Annotated in this window: 21 protein-coding genes; 10 read left to right on the top strand and 11 right to left on the bottom strand. The window is 70.9% G+C overall.

Annotated elements, in window-relative coordinates:
- The first annotated feature begins 41 nt into the window (after window positions 1-41).
- Window positions 42-1,328, top strand: a complete 1,287-nt coding sequence (locus tag IT293_14315) for a dicarboxylate/amino acid:cation symporter (GenBank protein ID MCC6765828.1) — start codon at window positions 42-44, stop codon at window positions 1,326-1,328.
- A 193-nt stretch (window positions 1,329-1,521) separates the two neighbouring features.
- On the opposite strand, the gene IT293_14310 is transcribed toward IT293_14315, so the two are convergent.
- The 6 genes from IT293_14310 to IT293_14285 all read right to left on the bottom strand — a co-directional run bounded on the left by IT293_14310 (window position 1,522) and on the right by IT293_14285 (window position 8,305).
- Window positions 1,522-2,679 carry a M20 family metallopeptidase gene (locus IT293_14310; protein MCC6765827.1) on the bottom strand — a complete coding sequence of 386 codons (1,158 nt, stop codon included), beginning with the start codon at window positions 2,677-2,679 and terminating at the stop codon, window positions 1,522-1,524.
- Window positions 2,680-2,790: 111 nt separating this feature from the next.
- Window positions 2,791-2,994: a cold-shock protein gene (locus IT293_14305; GenBank protein MCC6765826.1), complete on the bottom strand. Its 204-nt coding sequence runs from the start codon at window positions 2,992-2,994 to the stop codon at window positions 2,791-2,793.
- Window positions 2,995-3,177: 183 nt separating this feature from the next.
- Window positions 3,178-3,972, bottom strand: a complete 795-nt coding sequence (locus IT293_14300) for a hypothetical protein (GenBank protein ID MCC6765825.1) — start codon at window positions 3,970-3,972, stop codon at window positions 3,178-3,180.
- A gap of 150 nt (window positions 3,973-4,122) precedes the next feature.
- The gene (locus IT293_14295) at window positions 4,123-5,418 is read right to left on the bottom strand and encodes a 4Fe-4S dicluster domain-containing protein (protein ID MCC6765824.1); all 1,296 of its coding nucleotides are present in this window, start codon (window positions 5,416-5,418) and stop codon (window positions 4,123-4,125) included.
- Window positions 5,418-6,713 (bottom strand): FAD-binding oxidoreductase, encoded by a 1,296-nt coding sequence (locus IT293_14290; GenBank protein ID MCC6765823.1) that lies wholly within the window; start codon window positions 6,711-6,713, stop codon window positions 5,418-5,420. Before IT293_14290 ends, IT293_14295 begins: the two co-directional genes overlap by 1 nt.
- Window positions 6,710-8,305 (bottom strand): FAD-binding protein, encoded by a 1,596-nt coding sequence (locus IT293_14285; protein ID MCC6765822.1) that lies wholly within the window; start codon window positions 8,303-8,305, stop codon window positions 6,710-6,712. The genes IT293_14290 and IT293_14285 overlap by 4 nt, the downstream gene beginning before the upstream one ends.
- On the opposite strand from IT293_14285, the gene IT293_14280 reads away from it, so the two are divergent.
- Window positions 8,228-9,418, top strand: coding sequence for an alanine--glyoxylate aminotransferase family protein (locus tag IT293_14280; protein MCC6765821.1), 1,191 nt, complete (start codon window positions 8,228-8,230; stop codon window positions 9,416-9,418). The genes IT293_14285 and IT293_14280 overlap by 78 nt on opposite strands.
- Window positions 9,419-9,431: 13 nt before the next feature.
- Here the strand turns inward: IT293_14280 and IT293_14275 are convergent, their stop codons facing one another.
- Entirely contained in the window at window positions 9,432-9,614 is a 183-nt protein-coding gene (locus IT293_14275; GenBank protein MCC6765820.1) for a hypothetical protein, read from the bottom strand.
- Between the two features lie 125 nt (window positions 9,615-9,739).
- Between IT293_14275 and IT293_14270 the strand changes: the two genes are divergently transcribed.
- From IT293_14270 to IT293_14255, 4 genes are all read left to right on the top strand, one after another.
- Window positions 9,740-10,894, top strand: a complete 1,155-nt coding sequence (locus IT293_14270) for a murein transglycosylase A (GenBank protein MCC6765819.1) — start codon at window positions 9,740-9,742, stop codon at window positions 10,892-10,894.
- Between the two features lie 66 nt (window positions 10,895-10,960).
- Window positions 10,961-12,139 (top strand): thiolase family protein, encoded by a 1,179-nt coding sequence (locus tag IT293_14265; GenBank protein MCC6765818.1) that lies wholly within the window; start codon window positions 10,961-10,963, stop codon window positions 12,137-12,139.
- A gap of 16 nt (window positions 12,140-12,155) precedes the next feature.
- Window positions 12,156-12,944: a CDP-diacylglycerol O-phosphatidyltransferase gene (locus IT293_14260; protein MCC6765817.1), complete on the top strand. Its 789-nt coding sequence runs from the start codon at window positions 12,156-12,158 to the stop codon at window positions 12,942-12,944.
- On the top strand, window positions 12,941-13,432 hold the full coding sequence (locus tag IT293_14255; protein ID MCC6765816.1) for a tetratricopeptide repeat protein: 492 nt from the start codon (window positions 12,941-12,943) through the stop codon (window positions 13,430-13,432). The genes IT293_14260 and IT293_14255 overlap by 4 nt, the downstream gene beginning before the upstream one ends.
- A gap of 10 nt (window positions 13,433-13,442) precedes the next feature.
- Here IT293_14255 and IT293_14250 read toward each other — a convergent pair whose 3' ends face one another.
- From IT293_14250 to clpB, 3 genes are all read right to left on the bottom strand, one after another.
- A complete protein-coding gene (locus IT293_14250) occupies window positions 13,443-13,955 on the bottom strand; it encodes a hypothetical protein (protein ID MCC6765815.1) in 513 nt (170 codons plus the stop codon).
- Window positions 13,956-13,995: 40 nt separating this feature from the next.
- Window positions 13,996-14,583, bottom strand: coding sequence for a TetR/AcrR family transcriptional regulator (locus IT293_14245; protein ID MCC6765814.1), 588 nt, complete (start codon window positions 14,581-14,583; stop codon window positions 13,996-13,998).
- Between the two features lie 72 nt (window positions 14,584-14,655).
- Window positions 14,656-17,286, bottom strand: coding sequence for an ATP-dependent chaperone ClpB (gene clpB / locus IT293_14240; protein MCC6765813.1), 2,631 nt, complete (start codon window positions 17,284-17,286; stop codon window positions 14,656-14,658).
- Window positions 17,287-17,452: 166 nt separating this feature from the next.
- Between clpB and IT293_14235 the strand changes: the two genes are divergently transcribed.
- The 4 genes from IT293_14235 (at window position 17,453) to IT293_14220 (ending at window position 19,560) form a co-directional block, all read left to right on the top strand.
- The gene (locus tag IT293_14235) at window positions 17,453-17,707 is read left to right on the top strand and encodes a DUF454 family protein (protein MCC6765812.1); all 255 of its coding nucleotides are present in this window, start codon (window positions 17,453-17,455) and stop codon (window positions 17,705-17,707) included.
- Window positions 17,694-18,023, top strand: coding sequence for a zf-TFIIB domain-containing protein (locus IT293_14230; protein MCC6765811.1), 330 nt, complete (start codon window positions 17,694-17,696; stop codon window positions 18,021-18,023). Before IT293_14235 ends, IT293_14230 begins: the two co-directional genes overlap by 14 nt.
- 18 nt (window positions 18,024-18,041) lie before the next feature.
- The gene (locus IT293_14225; protein ID MCC6765810.1) at window positions 18,042-18,638 is read left to right on the top strand and encodes a riboflavin synthase; all 597 of its coding nucleotides are present in this window, start codon (window positions 18,042-18,044) and stop codon (window positions 18,636-18,638) included.
- Window positions 18,639-18,714: 76 nt separating this feature from the next.
- Entirely contained in the window at window positions 18,715-19,560 is an 846-nt protein-coding gene (locus IT293_14220; protein ID MCC6765809.1) for a hypothetical protein, read from the top strand.
- A 44-nt stretch (window positions 19,561-19,604) separates the two neighbouring features.
- Here the strand turns inward: IT293_14220 and IT293_14215 are convergent, their stop codons facing one another.
- Window positions 19,605-19,796, bottom strand: coding sequence for a hypothetical protein (locus IT293_14215; GenBank protein ID MCC6765808.1), 192 nt, complete (start codon window positions 19,794-19,796; stop codon window positions 19,605-19,607).
- Window positions 19,797-19,814: the final 18 nt, after the last annotated feature.

The following is a 19,814-nucleotide window of genomic DNA, read 5'->3' as shown; positions in this document are numbered from 1 at the left end:
TCTCTCTCGGGAGGCGCCCCCGCGTGATAAGGGGCGGGCGCATGTCCCGACGCTGGCCGCTGCACTGGCGCATCCTCTTCGGGCTCGCGGTCGGCGTCGCGACGGGCATCGCCGCGAACGTCGCGGCCGGCGGAGCGCCCTGGCTCACCTGGACGATCGACCACGTGACGGAGCCGTTCGGGCGCATCTTCCTGCGCCTCATCTTCATGGTCGTCCTGCCGCTCGTGTTCTCGGCGCTCGTGCTCGGCGTCGCCGGCCTCGGCGACATCGGCCGCCTCGGCCGGATCGGCGCCAAGACCTTCGCCTACACGATCCTCGCGACCGGTCTCTCGGTCGCCCTCGGCCTGACCCTCGTGAACGTCCTCCGTCCCGGGGCCGGACTTCCCGAGGCGACGCGCGCCGCCCTCGCGGCGAACGCGAGCCGCGGCGCGATCGTCGCGCCGGCGGACGCCCCGGTCGGGTTGCAGGCGGTGCTGGCGATCGTCCCCGACAACCCGCTCCGCGCCGCGGTGAACGGCGACATGCTGGCGGTGATGTTCTTCTCGTTGATGCTCGGGCTCGGGCTCGCGCTCGCGCCGCGCGCGACCGTCGCCCCGCTGATCGCCGTGCTCGAGGCCCTCTACGCCGTCGTGATGCAGGTGATCGACCTCGCGATGCGGCTCGCGCCCTACGGGGTCGCCTGCCTTCTCTTCACGCTCACCGCGCGGCTCGGCGCGGGCGTGCTCCGCCAGCTCGCGAGCTACGTCGCGGTCGTGCTGCTCGGGCTGGCGATCCACCAGTTCGGGACGTACGCCCTCATCGTCCGCTTCCTCGGCGGCATGTCGCCGCGCCTCTTCTTCCAACGCATCCGCACCGTGATGATCACGGCGTTCTCGACGAGCTCCTCGAACGCGACCCTGCCGCTCGCGCTCGCCGTCACCGAGCGCAACCTCGGCGTGCCGCGGGAGATCGCCAACTTCGTGCTCACCCTCGGCTCGACGGCGAACCAGAACGGCACCGCGCTGTTCGAGGGGGTGACCGTGCTGTTCCTGGCCCAATTCTACGGCGTCGAGCTGAGCCTGCAGTCGCAGCTGGTCGTGGTGCTGATGTCGATCCTCGCGGGGGTGGGGACCGCCGGAGTCCCGGGCGGCTCGCTGCCCCTGATCGTGCCGGTCCTCGTGACGGTCGGCGTACCGGCCGAAGGCATCGGCGTCATCTTCGGCGTGGACCGCCTGCTCGACATGTGCCGCACGGTGCTCAACGTCAGCGGCGACATCACCGCGGCCGTGGTGGTGGCGAGATCCGAGGGCGCGCTCGAAGTGCCGTTGATGGTCCCGGACGTCGAGTGACGGACGCGACGCCGCGGGCCATCGGCGTCCTCAGAGGTTGTGAAGAAATCCCCGGACCGAGCCGGGCGAAGATCGCCGAGCAGCGCAAGGAGCAACCCGCAGGAATACCTGGAAGGTATTCCGAGGACTTGCGACGCCGCGATGCGACGGCGCTCTGAAGCCCGGCGACGGGAGGGGATTTCTTCACAGCCTCTCAGCGCGGCGCGCGCAGGCGCGCCACCATCACCGGATCGCTCGCGAGGTCGATCGCCGTCCACGCCATCGCCAGCGCCCCGTCCATGACGGCGCGGTCCGCGACCGGCGTCGCGCAGTGCGCGGTGAACTCCGGCTGGTGGTTCACCGCGGGCAGCGACTCGATGCCGATCATCGGATGGATCGACGGCAGCGCGAGCGACACGTTGCCCATGTCGGTCGATCCCGCCATGCGCTCGAGCATCGGGCCGAGATCCGGGAGGACGCGGCCGAGCGCGATCACGTTCCGGCGATACGCGGCGGCGATGTCGGCGTCGGGCTTCACCTCCGCGTACGGCAGGTGATCCTCCTTGATCTCGAGCGTGGAGCCCGTGGCGAGCGCTCCCGCCTCGAAGCAGCGCACGACCTTGCCGTGGATCTCGTCGAGCTCGGCGAGCGTCCGGGCGCGGACGATGTAGTGCGCGGCGGTATGCGCCGGCACGATGTTCGGCGCGTCGCCGCCGTGCGTGACGATGCCGTGGACGCGGTCCGTCTGGCGGATGTGCTGGCGGAGACAACCGATCGCGGTCTGCGCCACGGTGAGCGCGTCGGCCGCGTTGATGCCGCGCTCGGGGAACGCGGAGGCGTGCGCCTCCTTGCCCGTGTACCGGACCTCGAACTGCGCGCAGGCGAGAAACGGCTGCTCGACGACGTCCATCGGCGCGGGGTGCACCATCATGGCCGCATGGACGCCGGCGAAGGCGCCGCGGTCGAGGAGCAGGATCTTGCCGCCGCCACCCTCCTCGGCGGGCGTCCCGATCACGCTCACCGTCAAGCCGACATCGTCGGCGATCCGCGCGGCCGCCGACGCGGCGCCGACCGCCATCGCGGCGATCATGTTGTGGCCGCAGGCATGGCCGATGCCGGGAAGCGCATCGTACTCCGCGCAGAATGCGACGTGCAGCGGACCGCTTCCCGCGCGCGCCACGAACGCGGTCGGCAGCTCCCCGACGCCGCGCGTGACCTCGAAGCCGGCCGCGGCGAGGTCGTCGCAAAGCCAACCGGCCGCGCGCTCCTCCTCGAACCCCACCTCGGGGTGCGCGTGGATGCGATGGCTGAGCGCGATCAACGCCTCGCGCCGGGTCTCGAGACGCTCACGCGCGCCGGTCTTCGCGTCCATGGGATGTCTCCTCTCGCAATGGCTGCCTCTTCGCGCCCCCCAACGAAAAAGCCCCGGGAGCCGAAGCTCCCGGGGCCGTACTGGATTGGTCAGCGCGTGGGCGCGAGCGCCTTACGCAGCCTTGGTGACGTTGGAGGCCTGCAGACCCTTCGGGCCCTTGGTGATCTCGAACTCGACCTTCTGACCCTCTTCGAGCGTCCGGAACCCCTCGCCCGAGATCGCCGAGTAGTGCACGAACACGTCCTCGCCGTTCTCTTGGCGGATGAACCCGAAGCCCTTCTCGGGGTTGAACCACTTCACGTGACCGATTGCCATAATCTCCCCTCCTTTCGTCCGTTAAACTCGTCATCGAGGGAAGATTCGCTGCCATAAGACAAAGCCGCGGCAAGTTTCGCCACGGCCGCTCCACGGACGTACTACCTTCACCTCACGACTGCGCGCCCTCCTAGCAACTCGATTTTCGCATTGCAAGCGATACTTGCAGCTACGAACGCCGCGCTACGAGAGACTGTGATGCGGTCTCGATGGCCTCCCGACGAGCGTCGACGGACGCTCGTTCCGCGTGGCCGCTGGTCGCGGCGTCAAACGGAAAATCTTGCGCGCGGGGGCCGCGGGCGCCGTCGCCGCGAGTGCCGCGCGTACCGCCTCGACGTCCTGCTCGCTGAGCGACGTCGGTGTGGCGACGCTTTCGATCAGGCGCGCGAGCCGCGGCACCTGGACGATCTTCACGCCCCGGATCTCCTGCCCGACGGCGACGAGGGCGCGCGTGAAGCACAACACCGCATGCACCGGCACCGGCCGTCCGAGCGCGCGTTGCGCTCGATCGGCGACGCGCAGCGCCTCGACGCGACAATCCTCCACGAGGTTCCGCCACGGGAGACGCGCGTTCACGAAGAGCCGCTGGTCGGACGCAGTCACCCGTCCGCCGTCGTCGCTCGACAAGATGAGGAACACGCCGTTCGGCCCGATCGCGACGTGGCGATCGCGTTCGACGAGCGTCGGTCCGCGCGTCACGACACGGTACGCGGGACGCAGCGCCGCGAGCGCGCGCTTGACGTTCACGCCGAGCTCGTACGCCCGCCAGTCCCGCCAGACCGTCGTCGTCGTGCGCGTCGCATCGGCGAGCGCGGCCACGAAGATCGGCAGGAGCAGCAAGGTCGCCCAGGGCACCCAGGCGCCTCGTACCGCGAGCGCAACGAGCGCGATCGCCACCGCGAGGGTCACGTAGACGGCGGCCGCGCAGCGCGCCTCGGTGCGCTCGAGCGGCGGTTTGCGCGGGGCAGGCTCGGCCATCTCCCATGCCCGGCAGCAACTGCCATGCCAGGCGGGAGACCGGCCCCTGGCGATCGGAACCACGCGAACAATCGACGGTCCCACGCCGGCGACGACGGGACGGCGTACTCGCGAGCGGTACAAAACTGCCACGGCAACGACGGGGGGACGTCAGCGCCGATCGTACGCCTCGGCGAGCAGGTCGACGACGTGACGCACGGGGATCGCGAGGCCGGCCGCACGCAAACCGGCCGCGAGCTGGAGCGCACACCCCGCGTTCGCCGTCGCGACGAGGTCGACGCCGCTCGCCCGGATGGCGGCCACCTTGCGCGCCACGAGCGTCCGGGCCATCGCCGGCTGTATGACGTTGTAGTGGCCGGCGCTCCCGCAGCAGAGGTCCTCGTCGTCCATCGGCACGAGCGTGAGCCCGGGGATCGCGGCGAGCAGCGCGCGCGGCGCGGCGCGGACGCCCTGCGCGTGCGCGAGGTGACACGGATCGTGGTAGGCGACCCGCCGCGACGGGCGCGACGTGGGATCCCGGAGCGGCCGTTCCGTCAGGAGCTCCGTCGCGTCACGGACGCGCCGCGCGACGCTCGCCGCGGCCGCCGCGCGCGCCGGGTCGTCCGCGAAGAGGTCGTCCCACCCCTTCATCATCGCGCCGCACCCGGCCGCGGTCGCGACGATCGGCGGGCCATCGTCCGTCGGGGTCGCCGCGGCGAGCGCGTCGAGGGTCCGGCGGGCGGCCGTCAGCGCGGCCGCGCGATCGCCGGCGTGCAACGCGAGCGCGCCGCAGCACCCGACGCCCGCGGGGACGGTCACGCGCCATCCGTTCGCCGCGAGCACACGGGCCGTGCTCCGCACGGTATCGCCACAAAGCTCCGGCATCACGCAGCCGGGCACGAGATGGACGGGCGTTCCGCGCGCGTCGCCTGCCGCGACCGCCGGTGCCGGCGGCATCACGGCACGCGGCGGGATCGACGCCGGCAGCAGATGCAGCCCGGGAGACACCCGCGGGGCGAACGCGCGGACGAGCCTGAGCACGCCGAGCCGATCGAGCACGCGCAGCGGCGTCACGAGCGCACGCAGCAGCCGCGGCCTCGTGAGCGCGCGCACGACGATGCGCCGCCGCCAACGCTCCGGGAGCGGCCGTCGGTACCGCGCTTCGATCCACGGCCGCGCGGCCTCGATGAGCTCGCCGTAGGCGACCCCGGACGGACAGGCCGTCTCGCAGCCGCGGCACCCCAGGCAGAGGTCGAGATGGCGGACGGCGCCGGCATCGAGCGCGAGCCGCCCTTCCTGGAGCGCCCGCATGAGATGGATGCGGCCGCGCGGCGAGTCCGCCTCGGCGCCGAGCGCGAGGTAGGTCGGGCACGCGTTCTGGCAGAGACCGCAATGCACGCACTCGAGAAAGCGTTCGGTCGGCGCGAAGCCGCCGCGCGGCGGGGCGGCGGAGCGGGCGGGCGCCATCAGAGTCGCCCCAGGCAGCGGCCCGGCGCGAGCACGCCGGCGGGGTCGAGCGCGGCCTTCATCCGGCGCATGAGCGGAAGCGCGGGCGGCATCGGGTGCCATACCTCGACGCTCGACGCGAGCGCGGGCGGCCACCGCTCGACGACCAGATGCGCGGCGTGCGCGTCAGCGACGCGCGTGAGGTCGGCGGGCGTCGCCGCCGGCGCCCCGGAGGTCGCGAGCTCGACGAGCGCGATTCCGCGGCGGGGATCGGCTTGCCACGCGCCGCGCGCACCCGCGACGGCGGCGATCGCATCGGCGACGACCGCGTGGAGGCGCGACGGTAGACAGGCGAACCGGACCGCCAGCCGCCCGGCGCCAGACGCCGGGAAGTCCCGCAGCGTCGAGAATCGCGCGGCGACGGCGGGATCGGCGGCGTCGGCGTCGAGCTCGACCTCGGCGCCGTGGCGCCGTGCGAGCTCCCGCACGCGAGCGCGCTGCGCGGCGACGTCGGCGTCGGCGCCGCCGAGGCGCACGACGACCGCCGCGCCGTCCGTTCCGCCGCCGAGCGCGCCCGCGACGGCCACGGCGAGCGCGCCTTCCACGGTCGCCCCGCACGCGAGCGCGGCCATCGTCGTGCCGAAGCGGAGCACGAGACCGTGCTGGCGCTCGGGGACGGGTCGCACCTTGAACGTGACGTCGGTGAGCACGGCGAGCGACCCGAGCGAGCCGATGCAGAGCTTCATGAGATCGTAGCCGGCGACGTTCTTCACCACGCGACCGCCCCCCCGCGCGCGCACGCCCTCCGCGGTCACGACGCCGATCCCGATGACGACGTCGCGCACCCGCCCCTGCGAAGCCGCGAGCCATCCGGAGCGGTCGGCCGCGAGGAGGCCACCGACGGTCGTGCACGCCGGCAGCGGGGGCTCGAGCGCCAGCCACTGGCCTTCGCGCGCGAGCAGCGCGAACAGCTCCGCCATCGTGACGCCCGCTTCGACCGTGACCGTCATGTCGGCGGGCGTGTAGTCGAGGATCCGCGCGAGACGGTCGGTCACGAGTGCGACGTCGTAGCGTGCGGGAGGGTGGCCGAGGTCGCGGTGCGCACCCCGCCCGAGCGGCACGAGCGCGCCGCCCGCGGCGGCGACCACGCCAACCGCCGCCGCGACCTCGTCCACGTCGGCGGGACGCGCGACGAGCGCCGGCGTCACGCCGCCGACGACCCACGCGGCGCGCGCCTCATCCGCCGCGTCGACCGAGCGGCCGAGGCGGGCGGCGATGGCCGCCGCGGCGTCCGACGGCGGGTGCCCCGTCGTCACAGGGCGGCCCGCCGGCGCGGGGCGCGCTGCTCGACGCACCCGCCCGGGGTCGGGAAGATCTTCCCCGGGTTGGCGCGCTCCTCGGGATCGAAGACGCCGCGCACGCGCCGCATGAGCGCGAGATCGTCGGGGCCGAACGCGAGGGCGAGCTCGGTCATCTTCTCGACCCCGATGCCGTGCTCGCCCGTCACGCTGCCGCCGAGCTCGAGACATGCGCGCAGGATGTCGCGTCCCGCCGCGAGGGCGCGCGCTGCCTCCTCCGGGTCGCGTTCGTCGTAGAGCACGATCGGATGGATGTTGCCGTCGCCGGCGTGGAACACGTTGCCGATGCGGAGGCCGTAGCGCGCCGCCACGGCCGCGATGCGGACGAGGATCTCCGGCAGCCGCGTCCGCGGCACGACGCCGTCCTGCGTGCAATAGCTCGGGGACAAGCGACCGACCGCGCCGAACGCGCGCTTGCGGCTCTTCCAGAGGACGGCGCGCTCCGCTTCGCCGGCCGCCCGCCGGACCTCGCGCGCGCCGTGTCGGCGGCAGAGACCCTCGATCCGCTCCGCCGCCGCGGGGAGCCCGGCGGCGTCGCCGTCGATCTCGATGATGAGCACGGCTCCGGCATCGGTCGGAAACCCGACGCGAAAGGCCGCTTCTACGGCCGCGACGATCGTCCGGTCCATCATCTCGAGGGCGGCGGGAACGATGCCGGCCGCGATGATCGCCGACACCGTCGCGGTCGCTTCGGCCACCGTCGCGAAGACCGCGAGCATCGTCACGACGGACTCCGGCAGCGGCATCAACCGCAGCGTCGCCGCCGTCACGATCCCCATCGTACCCTCGGCGCCGCACACGACGCCGGTCAGGTCGTAGCCGAGGCCGTCGTCGACGCCGTCGCCGAGCGGCACGACCTCGCCGTCCGGCAGCACGAGCTCCACGGCCAGGACGTGATTGGTCGTCACGCCGTACTTCAAGGTGTGTGGTCCGCCCGAGTTCTCGGCGACGTTGCCCCCGATCGTACACGCGTTCTGGCTCGACGGATCGGGCGCGTAGTACAGACCGGCCTCCCGCACGGCGCGCGACACCTCCGCGTTCACGACGCCGGCCTCCACGGTCATGCGCCGGTTCGGGACGTCGATCGCGCGGACGGTCCGCATCCGGCTCGTGCAGACGACGAGCCGCGCCGGAGCCGCGAGGCATCCCCCCGAGAGCCCGGTGCCCGCGCCGCGCGGCACGAACGGCACGCCCGCCCGCCACGCAGCCCGCAGCACGCGCGCGGTCTCGTCGGTCGACCGCGGGAGCACGACGAGATCCGGAACGGCGCGCGCGAGGGTGTATCCATCGCACTCGTAGACGGTTCGCGCCGCGAGGTCGGCGACCACGCCCTCGGGGCCCACGATCGCGGCGAGCTCCCGCGCCAACACGGGCGATGGCGCGATCGACGTTGACACCACGCGACGATACCACAATAAGCACCGAACGTGCCGCCCGGCGCGCGCGAGTCGCGACGCCCCACGAGGTCCATGATGTCCCTCATCCCGCCCTCCAAGGTCTTTCCGCCGCCCGAGCGCTTGCTGCTCGGCCCTGGTCCGAGCCAGGTCCATCCGCGCGTCCTGGCCGCCCTCGGCCTACCGCTTGTCGGCCACCTCGACCCGGCGTTCGTGGCCCTCATGGACGAGACCAAGCGCATGCTGCGCGAGGTCTTCGGCACGACGAACGGGCTCACGATCCCGATCTCGGGAACCGGCAGCGCCGGGCTCGAAGCGGCGATCGTGAACCTGGTCGAGCCCGGCGACGAGGTCGTGGTCGGCGTGAACGGCGTGTTCGGCACGCGCCTCACCGACGTCGCGGAGCGCGCGGGCGCGACCGTCGTGCGCGCGGAGGCTCCCTGGGGCGAGGTCGTGCCGGCCGGGACGATCGCGGCGGCGCTCGGCCGCGCGAGAAAGCCGCGGCTCTTGGTCCTCGTGCACGCCGAGACGTCGACCGGCGCATGGCAGCCGCTGGAAGAGGCGAGCCGGCTCGCGCACGAGCACGGCGCGCTGTTCGTGATCGACTGCGTGACGTCGCTCGGCGGATGCCCCGTCGACGTCGACCGGATGGGAGTCGATGCGGCCTACTCGGGCACGCAGAAGTGCCTGAGCTGCCCGCCGGGACTCTCACCGGTCACGTTCGGCCCGCGCGCCGTCGAGCGCCTGCGCGCCCGCACGCACAAGGTCCAGAGCTGGTACCTCGACCTCACGATGCTCGAGAAATACTGGGGCGAGGAGCGCGTGTACCATCACACGGCGCCCATCAGCATGAACTACGCGCTCTACGAAGCACTGCGCGTCGTGCTGGAGGAAGGGCTCGACGCGCGCTTCGCGCGCCACCGCCGCAACCACGAGGCGCTGGTGGCCGGTCTCGAAGCGCTCGGCCTCGCGATGGCGGTCGCGCCGGAGCGGCGGCTCTGGATGTTGAGCAGCGTCCGCATTCCGGCCGGCGTCGACGACGCGGCCGTGCGCCGCGCGCTGCTCGAGGAGGATCGCATCGAGATCGGCGGCGGGCTCGGTCCGCTGAAGGGCCAGACCTGGCGCATCGGCCTCATGGGCGAGTCGAGCACCGACGCGAGCGTGCGGCGGTTGCTGACCGCTCTCGGACGCGTGCTGCCCCGACACGGATTCGGGTGCGATGCCGGGGTCGCTCTGGCGGCCGCCGACCGGGTCTACGGAGCGGCGTAGTCGGAGCCGGGGCTCAGTAGGTCTGAACGGGGCGGGTCTCGTATCGCGCACCGTCGCCCTGGGCGACGGTCTTCATCTTGCGACCCATCTCGATCAGCCAATCGCCGCCGCGGTCGCCGTAGTACGTGATGAATCCCATACACGCGACGATGCCGAACACGAACCCGAGCATGAAGCTGCGAACGCCGGGACTCATCTTCCCCTCCTCACCCGCAGGGCGCCCGCCCTGCTCTCCGCACACCATCCCGCGCGCCGACGGTGCCCGTAGAGGCGCGCAACCACGGGGAAGTTGACATGGATGTTTTCTCGCTGTCAACGCGCGTGCAGCGGGTCGTCCCGTGGGTCGCGACCGTGCTGCTGTTGAGCGTCGCCGCCTGCGGGCCGACCGGGCGCGCTCCGGGCGCGTCGCTTCGCCGCCTTGCGGCGGCCCCGGCCTTCGTGGACGACGGGGATCGGGCGAGCCTCGCGGCGGCGGTCGGAGAAAGCGTCCGCTACTTCGCCCGCCTGCCGGCGGACCGTCCGCTCGCCTTCGGGCCGACGACCTACACCGCCGGGGAGATGCGCGCCGCGTTGGAAGGCGTCGCCGAGCTCTTGACCCGCGCGCCCTCGGCCGCCGAGCTCGCCGTCGAGCTCGGACGGCGATTCGACGTCTACCGGGTGGCGCCGCCCGGCGGCGTGACCTTCACCGGCTACTACCTCCCGATCCTGCCGGCGCGCGCGACTCGCGACGCGCGCTTCCGCGTACCGGTGCTCGGACGCCCCTCGGATCTCGTGACGGCGTCGCTCGCCGACTTCGGGGCCCCGTGCGCCTGTCGCGAGCAGGTCGTCGGCCGCGTCGTCGGCGGGGCGCTCGCGCCCTATTTCACGCGCGCCGAGATCGACGCCGGCGCCGCCCGCGGCGGATCCGTGCTGGCGTGGATCGACGACCCGGTCGGGCTCTTCTTCCTCCAGATCCAGGGATCGGGGGTGCTCGTCTTCCCCGACGGGACCCGTCGCACGATCGGCTTCGCGGCCTCGAACGGTCGGCCGTACACGAGCATCGGACGCGTCCTGGTCGACCGCGGCGAGCTCACGCTCGATCAAGCGTCCATGGCGGGCATCCGCGAATGGCTCCGCATCCACCCCGAGGAGGAGGCGAGACTGCTCCAGACGAACGCGCGCTACGTCTTCTTCCGCACGCTCGACGGGCCGCCGCTCGGGAGTCTCGGTGTCCCGGTCACGACCGGCCGCACGATCGCCACCGACCCGATGGTCTTCCCGCCGGGCGCGCTCGCCTTCATCTCCGTCCCCGAAGCGGGGCCGGGCGTCGCCTTGTCCCGGTTGGTCCTGAACCAGGACGCCGGCGCCGCAATCCGCGGCGCCGGCCGCGTCGACGTCTATTTCGGCGACGCCACCGACGCGGCGGCGATCGCCGGGCGCCTGCGTTCGGCAGGCGACCTCTATTTCTTCGCCCCGCGAGCTCCGCGCGCGCGCTGATGCGCGCGCGAGGTTGATGCTGGAAGACGAAGTTGCGACAATTCGCGGCGCTCGCGAGCATCGTCCATGGGTGACGCCTACCTACTGAGCGCCGTGCGAACGCCGATCGGAGGTTTCCGCGGCACGCTCTCACAACGTACCGCCCCCGAACTCGGCGCCGTCGTCCTCCGTGCGGCCGTCGAGCGCGCGCAGGTTCCGCCCGAGGACGTCGAGCAGGTGATCATGGGCAACGTGATCGCGGCCGGCCTCGGACAGGCGCCGGCGCGACAAGCCGGCCTCGGTGCCGGGCTGCCGCGCGGCCATGGAGCGCTCACCGTGAACAAGGTATGCGGCTCGGGCCTGATGGCGGTGGCGCTGGCGGCGCAGTCGATCCGCCTCGGCGAAGCCGACGTCGTCGCGGCCGGCGGCATGGAGAGCATGTCGCGCGCGCCCTACCTCGTTCCGCGGGCGCGCGACGGCCAGCGTCTCGGCCACGGGGCGCTCCTCGACGCGATGATCCTCGACGGTCTGTGGGATCCGTACAACGACTTCCACATGGGGAGCGCGGCGGAGGGGTGCGCCCGCGATCGAGCCATCGACCGCGAAGCCCAGGACGGCTACGCGGTCGAGAGCTACCGACGGGCGCAAGCCGCGGTCGCCGCCGGCGCGTTCGCCGACGAGATCGTCCCGGTCGAGGTGCCGGGTCGCGGCGGGCCGGTCTCCGTCCGCGAGGACGAGGAGCCGAGCCGCGTCGCCTTCGACCGCATCGCGAGCCTCCGCCCGAGCTTCGCGAGAGACGGGACGATCACCGCCGCGAACGCGTCGACGCTCGCCGACGGCGCGGCCGCCCTCGTGGTCGCGAGCGAGTCGGCAGCGGCCCGCTACGGTGGCCGAGCGCGTGCCCGCATCGTCGCGACGGCGGTCGCGGGGCGCGCGCCCGCCGAGTTCCCGATCGCACCCGTCGACGCCATCCGCAAGGTCGTCGATCGTGCGGGCCTTCGCCTTTCGGACATCGACCTCTTCGAGATCAACGAAGCGTTCGCGGTCGTCGCGCTCGCCGCCATCCGCGCGCTCGATCTCGACCCCGCGGCCGTCAACGTCCACGGCGGCGCGATCGCCCTCGGGCATCCGATCGGCGCGAGCGGCGCGCGCGTGCTGGCGACGCTGCTCGGCGCGCTCGACGAGCGTCATGCCCGTTTCGGGCTCGCGACGCTCTGCCTCGGCGGCGGCGAAGCGATCGCCATGATCGTCGAAGGCCAGCGCTGAGCACCGTGCGGCCAGCATGACCGAGCCGCCGCGCGAGCCGCGCGTTCCTCCGCGCGACCACCGCCGGACGAATCGCGACGCCATGACGGTCCTCGACGCGGAAGCCCCGCCAAGCGCCCTGCGTCGCACGGCCGCGTGGGGTGTCCACGCCTATACGGCGAGCGGGGCGGTGATCGCGTACCTGGCGCTCGCGGCCGCGGCCGAGCAGCGCTTTCCCGACGTGTTCCGTTGGCTCGCGGTGGCCCTCGCGATCGATTGCACCGACGGCGCCCTCGCACGCGCGGTCGGCGTGAAACGGGTGCTGCCCTATTACGACGGCGCCCGGCTCGACGACATCGTCGACTATTTGACCTACGTCCTGGTGCCGATCGTCATGCTGTACCTCGGCGGCTTCTTCCCCGCACCCTACGCCCATTGGGTCGCGGCCGCGCCGCTCCTCGCGAGTGCGTATGGGTTTTGCCGTAGCGACGCGAAGACCGAGGACCACTACTTCCGCGGCTTTCCCTCGTACTGGAACGTCGTCGCGCTCTACGCCTACGGGCTGCGCGTCTCCCCGGAGGCGACGGCACTCTGGATCGTCGGACTGGCCGCGCTCGTGTTCGCGCCCCTCAAGTTCCTCTATCCGTCGCGGGCCTCCCGGTTTCGGCGCTCGTCGATCGGCCTCGGCGCGGTGTGGGGCTTGATCATGCTCTACGCGATCTGGACGTTGCCCGATGCGCCGGCACTTCTGCTCTGGGCGAGCCTCGCCTACCCGGCGTATTATTGCGGCGTGTCGTTCTGGCTTCAGGCGACCGGCCGATCATGAGCGAGGAATCCTCCGACCGCCTCCGCCGCGCGCACCAGCTCTTCGTCGAAGCGTACCGCCTGCACATGGCGGGCGACCTCGAGGCTGCGATCGGCCGCTACCAGGAATCGATCGCGAGCCGACCGACTGCCGAGGCTCACACGTTCCTCGGCTGGGCGTTGAGCTTCCTCGACCGACTCGAGGACGCGATCGCGGAGTGCAAGAAGGCGATCGCGGTCGATCCGGACTTCGGGAACCCCTACAACGACATCGGGTCGTACCTGCTGAAACAGGGGAAGCTCGACGATGCGATCCCCTGGCTCGACAAGGCGGTGCACGCGAGGCGCTACGAGGCGCGTCACTATCCGCACTGCAACCTCGGACGGATCTACTGGGCCAAGGGCATGCTCAATCGAGCGATCGCCGAGTTCGAGCGCGCGCTCGAGCTCGACGCGACGTCCCGCTTCGCGCAGGGCGCGCTCGCGGCGATTCGCCTGCAGCTGAACTAGCCTCGAGTCGCTAGCTGACCAGCCACTCGATCAGCTGTTGGACGTCCTTCTCGGTGAGCGGCGCACCCCCGCCGCCGTCGGGGGATTTGCGCAGCCACGCGCCATCTTCACGCAGCGACAGATCGAACCAATCGGCCGCGGACGGATCGGAGCGGTCGTATTGGATGACCGACGCCGTCGCGAGCGGTCCGAGCGGTGCCGGCTTTCCCCCGATCGAGGCGAGCGGCTGCACGACGACTTCCAACCGGCGCTCCAGAAACTCGAGCGCCAGCCGCGCCCCGTCGGGCACCTCGATGCCTCCGAGGTTCTTCGGGTTGAGCGCGCGATGCAGCTTGATCGCCTGCTCGGCGAGCTCCTTGTTGACGGCGCTCGCGAGCCCTTCGACGTCCGCGAACAGCTGCTTCACATGCCGCGCGCGGAGCGTGAAGAGATCCTTCTCGCGGTTGACGCGACGGCCGACCCGGCCGTTCGACGCCATCTTGCGCTCGGCCTTCTCGGCGACGGTACGCACCCAGTCGCGCATTCCGGCGGCTGCCATATGTGAAAGAAAATTGCTTTGCAAATTACGCGGTTCGCACGAGCAACCGTTCGGCGAGACCGGTCTTCATGTGCTCCAGTAGAGGCTTGGAGTCCGCCTGCAGGCTGCTCGCGGCGAATCCCTGGACGAGGATGCCGTTCAGGGTCGCCATGATCAGCGTCGCATCCGCCTCGGGAACAACGGTAGCGCGGAACACGCCCTTCTCCCGGCCCGTCCGCAGGATATCGGCGAGAAGATTGCGATAGATGCGGAAAAGCTCGGTCGTGCGATCGAGGACGTCGTCGAGGTTCTTCTCCTCCCGCACGACGAGCGAGAGCAGGAACCGCACCGAGTAGACGTTCTGGCTGACGAATTCGAAGTAGACGTCGATCAGCTTGCCGATCTGCTCGAACTCGCCGAGACCGGAGAGCGCCTCGAGCACGTCGATCGAGTACGGCGCGAGGGACTCGGTGAGCGCGGTGCGGAACAGGTCTTCCTTGCTCGCGAAATGCCAGAAGATGAGCGCTTTCGAGACGTGCGCTTCCTTGGCGACCTGCGCGAGCGACGTCGTCGCGTAACCTTGTGTCGAGAAGAGCCTGGTAGCCGAGGAGAGAATCTTCTGGCGCGTGTCCATACGGAGACCGAGCGGCGCAACGCTACGAAACCCGACCTCCGCGCGCAAGGGTCGCGGAACGCGACCGCCCGGTCACTCCGCTCCCGGTGCCGCGACGGCGGAGAACGAAAGCTCGCCCCCCGGCGTCGCGTCCACGACGACGCGCGACCCCTCGCTCACCTCGCCCGCCAGGATCTTGCGCGCGAGGGTCGTCTCGATCTCCCGCTGCAGCAGACGCTTGAGGGGACGCGCCCCGTAGACCGGATCGTATCCCGCGTTCGCAAAATGCTGCCGGGCCGCCTCGGTGAGCTCGAGCGTGACCTTCCGCTCGACCAGCCGTTGCCGCAGCCGACCGAGCTGGATCTCGACGATGATCGCGAGCTGCTCCCGCGACAGGCCGTGGAACACGACGATCTCGTCGACGCGATTCAGGAACTCGGGCCGGAAGTGGCCCCGCAGGGCCTCGAGAACCTCGCGCTTCATCGCCTCGTAGGCCTCGGGATCCGCGCCGCCACGGTAGCCGAGGATGACGGGGCTTCCGATGTTGCTCGTCATGATGACGACGCTGTTCTTGAAGTCGACCGTCCGGCCGTGGCCGTCCGTGAGGCGGCCGTCGTCCAGGATCTGCAGCATCACGTTGAAGACGTCGCCGTGCGCCTTCTCGATCTCGTCGAAGAGGATCACGCAGTACGGACGACGGCGCACCGCCTCCGTGAGCTGACCGCCCTCGTCGTAGCCGACGTAGCCCGGAGGCGCACCGATCAGCCGAGCAACCGTGTGCTTCTCCATGTACTCGGACATGTCGATGCGGATCATCGCGTGCTCGTCGTCGAACAGGAACTCCGCCAGCGCGCGGGCGAGCTCGGTCTTCCCGACGCCGGTCGGACCGAGGAAGATGAACGATCCGATCGGCCGGTTCGGATCCTTGAGGCCCGAGCGAGCGCGGACGACGGCGTCCGCGACGGCGCGTACCGCCTCGTCCTGACCGACGACGCGCTCGTGGAGATGCGCCTCGAGCCCGAGGAGCTTCTCGACCTCGCCCTGCATGAGCTTCGCGACCGGAATGTGCGTCCAGCGCGCCACCACCTCGGCGATGTCCTCCTCGTCCACCTCCTCCTTGAGCAGGCGCGACCCCGAGGGCTGCTCCTTGGCCTGCTCCAGGACCTGCTCTTCGGCGGCGAGCTCCCGCTCGAGGCCCGCGAGCTTTCCGTACTTGAGCTCGGCCACCTTGTTGAGGTCGTAGGCCCGCTCGGCCTTCTCGATCTCGACACGCGTCGCCTCGATCTGCTCGCGCAGCTGACGATGGCGTGCGACTCCGCCCTTCTCGCGCTCCCACTGCGCCCGCAAGCGGTCGCTCTCGGTCCGCAGATCCGCGAGCTCCTTCTCGAGCCGCTCGAGCCGCTCCTTCGAGGCGCGGTCGGTCTCCTTGCGCAGAGCCTCGCGCTCGATCTCCAATTGCATCACGCGTCGCGACACCTCGTCGAGTTCGGCGGGCAGCGAGTCGATCTCGGTCCGGAGCTTCGCCGCGGCCTCGTCGACGAGGTCGATCGCCTTGTCCGGCAGGAAGCGGTCGCTGATGTAGCGGTCCGAGAGGACGGCCGCCGTCACCAGGGCGGCGTCCTTGATGCGTACGCCGTGGTGCAGCTCATAGCGCTCCCGCAATCCGCGCAGGATGGAGATGGTCTCCTCGACGCTCGGTTGGTCGACCAGCACCGGCTGGAACCGCCGCTCGAGCGCGGCGTCCTTCTCGATGTGCTTGCGGTACTCGTTGAGGGTGGTCGCGCCGATGCAATGGAGCTCGCCGCGGGCCAGGGCCGGCTTCAGGAGGTTGCTCGCGTCCATCGCCCCCTCGGCCGCCCCCGCGCCGACCACCGTGTGCAGCTCGTCGATGAAGAGGATCACCTCGCCCTCGGCGGCCTGGACCTCCTTGAGGACGGCCTTCAGCCGCTCCTCGAACTCGCCGCGATACTTGGCCCCGGCGACGAGCGCGCCCATATCGAGGGTGATCACGCGCTTGTTCTTGAGACCTTCGGGAACGTCGCCGCGCACGATGCGCTGGGCGAGGCCCTCGACGATCGCGGTCTTCCCCACACCCGGCTCGCCGATCAGGACGGGGTTGTTCTTGGTGCGACGCGACAGCACCTGCACGACCCGACGCACCTCCTCGTCGCGACCGATCACCGGATCGAGCTTGCCTTGGCCGGCGAGCGCCGTGAGATCACGGCCGAACTTCTCGAGCGACTGATAGGTCGACTCGGGATCCTGGCTCGTCACGCGCTGGTTGCCGCGCACGCTGCGGAGCGCCTCCATCAGCTTGTCGCGGGTAAGGCCGACGTGCTTCAGCGTTCGTCCCGCGGCCCCCGACTCGTCGAGCATGGCGAGCACCAGGTGCTCGACGCTCACATACTCGTCCTTCAGGTTCGCGGCCTCCGTCTCGGCCTGCGCCAGGAGCTTGGCGAGACGTTGCGTGAGATACGGCGTTCCGCCGGATCCCTGCCCCGTCACCTGGGGGATGCGGGCGAGCTCGCGTTCGACGCGCTCGCGGAGATCGCCGACCGGCGCGCCCGCGCGTTCGAGGAGGACGGAGGCGACCCCCTCGGGTTGGGCGAGCAACGCCGCGAGGAGATGCTCGACGTCCACACCTTGATGGTTCCGACGAACCGCCAGGGTCTGTGCGTCGCGGAGGGCCTCTTGCGACTTTTGCGTGAGCCGTTCGACGTTCATGGCCCTCAGAGGTAATCATCGATCGACGCACCGCAAGAGCACGCGCCACCCGCCGGCGGGACCTCACCCCCGCAGCGGCGCAATCCGCCAAAGTGGCGCACAAGGTGGCGCCGTAATTGACGATCCGCGGCATCGGCCGCTACAATCGACGGGACGTGACGGAGCGATGACGCGACACATCTGGAGGGCTGGAAAGATCTCGCTCGGGGTCCTGCTCCTGATCCTCGGCGTCATCGGATTGATGCTGCCGGTCATGCCTCAGATCCCCTTCTTGCTCGGAGGTCTGACGTTGCTGTCCTCGGAGAATCGTCACTGCAAGGCGCTGCTCGAGTACGTCGAAAGGCGCGTCGGCTGGCGGCGATCGAACCCCCACGAACCGCAGTCCATGACGCCCATGGAGGCCGATGATGCCAGACGATGAAAAAGATCGCTTCGGCGACAAGCTGCGCGACGTCGAAAAGGCGCGCGAGGACAAGTTCTTCGCGGATCGCGACCGCGAGTTGCTTCAGAAGCTGAAGGCCCAGACCGGCGCCCAGGAAGAACAGGCGGCCCGCGAGCTCGCGCGCATGCGCTGCCCGAAATGCGGCGAGTCGCTCGTCGTACGCCACAAGCTCGACGTCGAGCTCGACGAGTGTCCGCAAGGGCACGGCGTATGGCTCGACTCGGGGGAGATCCCCAAGCTCTCCGAGCGCGAGAGCTCGGGTTGGTTGTCGCGCTTTCTCGGACGCTCGGACTGACCGCGGCGCGGCGTACGGGTGTTCAGCGGTATCATCGAGTGCGTCGGTACCGTGGCGGCCGTTCGCCGGGCGCGGAGCGACGCCGAGTTGACGCTCACGAGCCGGTTCCGCGGCCTCGTGCTCGGGGAGAGCATCGCGGTGAACGGCGCCTGCATGACCGTGACGTCGCGCCGCGGCTCCACCTTCACGGTCCTCGTGTCGGCCGAAAGCCTGCGCCGGACCACCCTCGGGGCACTGCGCCGCGACGATCCGGTCAACCTCGAGCGCTCCCTCCGCCTCTCGGATCGCCTGAGTGGACATTTCGTGTTCGGCCACGTCGACGGGATCGGCACCGTCGAGGCGATCGAACCCGAGGGCGGGAGCGCCCTCTACCGCTTCTCTCTCCCGAGGGGGTTCGCGCGGTTTCTCGTCGAGAAAGGCTCGATCGCGGTCGACGGCGTGAGCCTCACGGTCTTCGACTGCGGCCGCCGGTCGTTCACCGTGGCGGTCATCCCGCACACGGCGGCGGCGACCACCCTCGGCCGGAAACGGCCCGGGGACCGGGTCAATCTGGAAACGGACATGCTCGCGCGCTACGTCGATCGCGCCGTGGCGCATCGTCTGCGCCGATCGTAGTCCGCTGTAGCGTCTGCGGGCTCGCCGCCGCAGATGCGCATTGTTACCCGGCCATGCCCTCCGTATACTCCGCGTCATGCGCAAGCAGGTCCCCGTGCTGACGCCCGGCTGGATCACGATCGGGGCGGGCGTGGCGCTCGGTGCGGCGACCGCCGTCTCGCTCGCGCTCGCCGGCGGCGTCGTCTACGGCGAAGGCGACAGCGTGGGGCCCCTTCTCGCGATCGTGGGGGCCGCGGGTGCTCTCGCCCTGATCTACGACGAATCGCCCAAACGCTGGGTGCTCGCGCTGTACGCGGCGTTGATCGTCTCGAGCTTCTTCGTCCTCTCGAGCCATCTCCGCGGCGATGTCGACGGCGCGATGGTGCTCGCGGTCGCCGTGGTCGCGGTGGCGCTGCCGATCGGCTCGGATCTCGTGCTCTCGGACCTGGGGCGGCACCTCGAGGTCAACCGACGCATGGGCTTCGGCACCCTCGCGAGCTTCGTGACCCTGGTGTTGCCGCTCACGGTCCTGATGCTCACCCAGGCCCACCAGCGCGCCCGCACCGAGGACGAGGATCTCCTGCAGGAGGTCGCGCAGAAGATCCGGCGCGAGCAGGACACCCTGGTCGTGAGCGAGATCGATCCGAGCAAGCGTACCCGCCTCGCGAACAGGATCGCGATCCGCAGCGGCGATCAGCTCTACCGGCTGTCGGACGCGGAGTTCGAGAAAGAAGTCCGCGAGTACACCGTCCGGAAAGACGTCGAGAAGCGCGGCGTGCGAACGAGCGACGTGTCCCGGGAAGCCGAGGAGCGGATGCGCGTCATCCTGAAGCTGCAGGGCACCGAGCTGCCGACCGACGTCGTGCTCGTCTCGCATCGCGGCCCGATGACCATCGTCGAGAAGCGCGTGGCGCTCCAGAAGGACGACGACGGAGCGAGTTGAGCGTGGGCCGTGCCCGACGGGCGCGCACCCCGACGATCGATGCCTCAGCGGCGCGCGGACGAGCGGCGCGGCGGCTCTTCGTGCTTGCAGACATTCTCGGCGGTCGTGCGCGCGGCGACGAGCAGCTCGTACCACGCCCACACCTCGGGAAACGACGAGCGCAGACGCCGCTCGGCGCCGGGAACAACGCGGCGCGCCTTCCTGGTCGACGATTGCTTTGCGCCGAGATTCATCATGCGACACCATATCGCCCC

The organism is Deltaproteobacteria bacterium, from assembly GCA_020848745.1.
Classification (GTDB): domain Bacteria; phylum Desulfobacterota; class Binatia; order UTPRO1; family UTPRO1; genus UTPRO1.
The sequence above is the reverse complement of the archived record's forward strand: the minus strand, read 5'-3'. Positions and strand labels throughout refer to the sequence as shown.

Excerpts from the sequence above, each read along its gene's own strand:
- IT293_14315 (MCC6765828.1), top strand. The coding sequence starts at position 42 with ATGTCCCGACGCTGGCCGCTGCACTGGCGCATCCTCTTCGGGCTCGCG.
- IT293_14310 (MCC6765827.1), bottom strand. The coding sequence starts at position 2,679 with ATGGACGCGAAGACCGGCGCGCGTGAGCGTCTCGAGACCCGGCGCGAG.
- IT293_14305 (MCC6765826.1), bottom strand. The coding sequence starts at position 2,994 with ATGGCAATCGGTCACGTGAAGTGGTTCAACCCCGAGAAGGGCTTCGGG.
- IT293_14300 (MCC6765825.1), bottom strand. The coding sequence starts at position 3,972 with ATGGCCGAGCCTGCCCCGCGCAAACCGCCGCTCGAGCGCACCGAGGCG.
- IT293_14295 (MCC6765824.1), bottom strand. The coding sequence starts at position 5,418 with ATGGCGCCCGCCCGCTCCGCCGCCCCGCCGCGCGGCGGCTTCGCGCCG.
- IT293_14280 (MCC6765821.1), top strand. The coding sequence starts at position 8,228 with ATGTCCCTCATCCCGCCCTCCAAGGTCTTTCCGCCGCCCGAGCGCTTG.
- IT293_14285 (MCC6765822.1), bottom strand. The coding sequence starts at position 8,305 with ATGGACCTGGCTCGGACCAGGGCCGAGCAGCAAGCGCTCGGGCGGCGG.
- IT293_14275 (MCC6765820.1), bottom strand. The coding sequence starts at position 9,614 with ATGAGTCCCGGCGTTCGCAGCTTCATGCTCGGGTTCGTGTTCGGCATC.
- IT293_14265 (MCC6765818.1), top strand. The coding sequence starts at position 10,961 with ATGGGTGACGCCTACCTACTGAGCGCCGTGCGAACGCCGATCGGAGGT.
- IT293_14260 (MCC6765817.1), top strand. The coding sequence starts at position 12,156 with ATGACCGAGCCGCCGCGCGAGCCGCGCGTTCCTCCGCGCGACCACCGC.
- IT293_14255 (MCC6765816.1), top strand. The coding sequence starts at position 12,941 with ATGAGCGAGGAATCCTCCGACCGCCTCCGCCGCGCGCACCAGCTCTTC.
- IT293_14250 (MCC6765815.1), bottom strand. The coding sequence starts at position 13,955 with ATGCGCGACTGGGTGCGTACCGTCGCCGAGAAGGCCGAGCGCAAGATG.
- IT293_14245 (MCC6765814.1), bottom strand. The coding sequence starts at position 14,583 with ATGGACACGCGCCAGAAGATTCTCTCCTCGGCTACCAGGCTCTTCTCG.
- clpB (MCC6765813.1), bottom strand. The coding sequence starts at position 17,286 with ATGAACGTCGAACGGCTCACGCAAAAGTCGCAAGAGGCCCTCCGCGAC.
- IT293_14235 (MCC6765812.1), top strand. The coding sequence starts at position 17,453 with ATGACGCGACACATCTGGAGGGCTGGAAAGATCTCGCTCGGGGTCCTG.
- IT293_14230 (MCC6765811.1), top strand. The coding sequence starts at position 17,694 with ATGCCAGACGATGAAAAAGATCGCTTCGGCGACAAGCTGCGCGACGTC.
- IT293_14220 (MCC6765809.1), top strand. The coding sequence starts at position 18,715 with ATGCGCAAGCAGGTCCCCGTGCTGACGCCCGGCTGGATCACGATCGGG.
- IT293_14215 (MCC6765808.1), bottom strand. The coding sequence starts at position 19,796 with ATGATGAATCTCGGCGCAAAGCAATCGTCGACCAGGAAGGCGCGCCGC.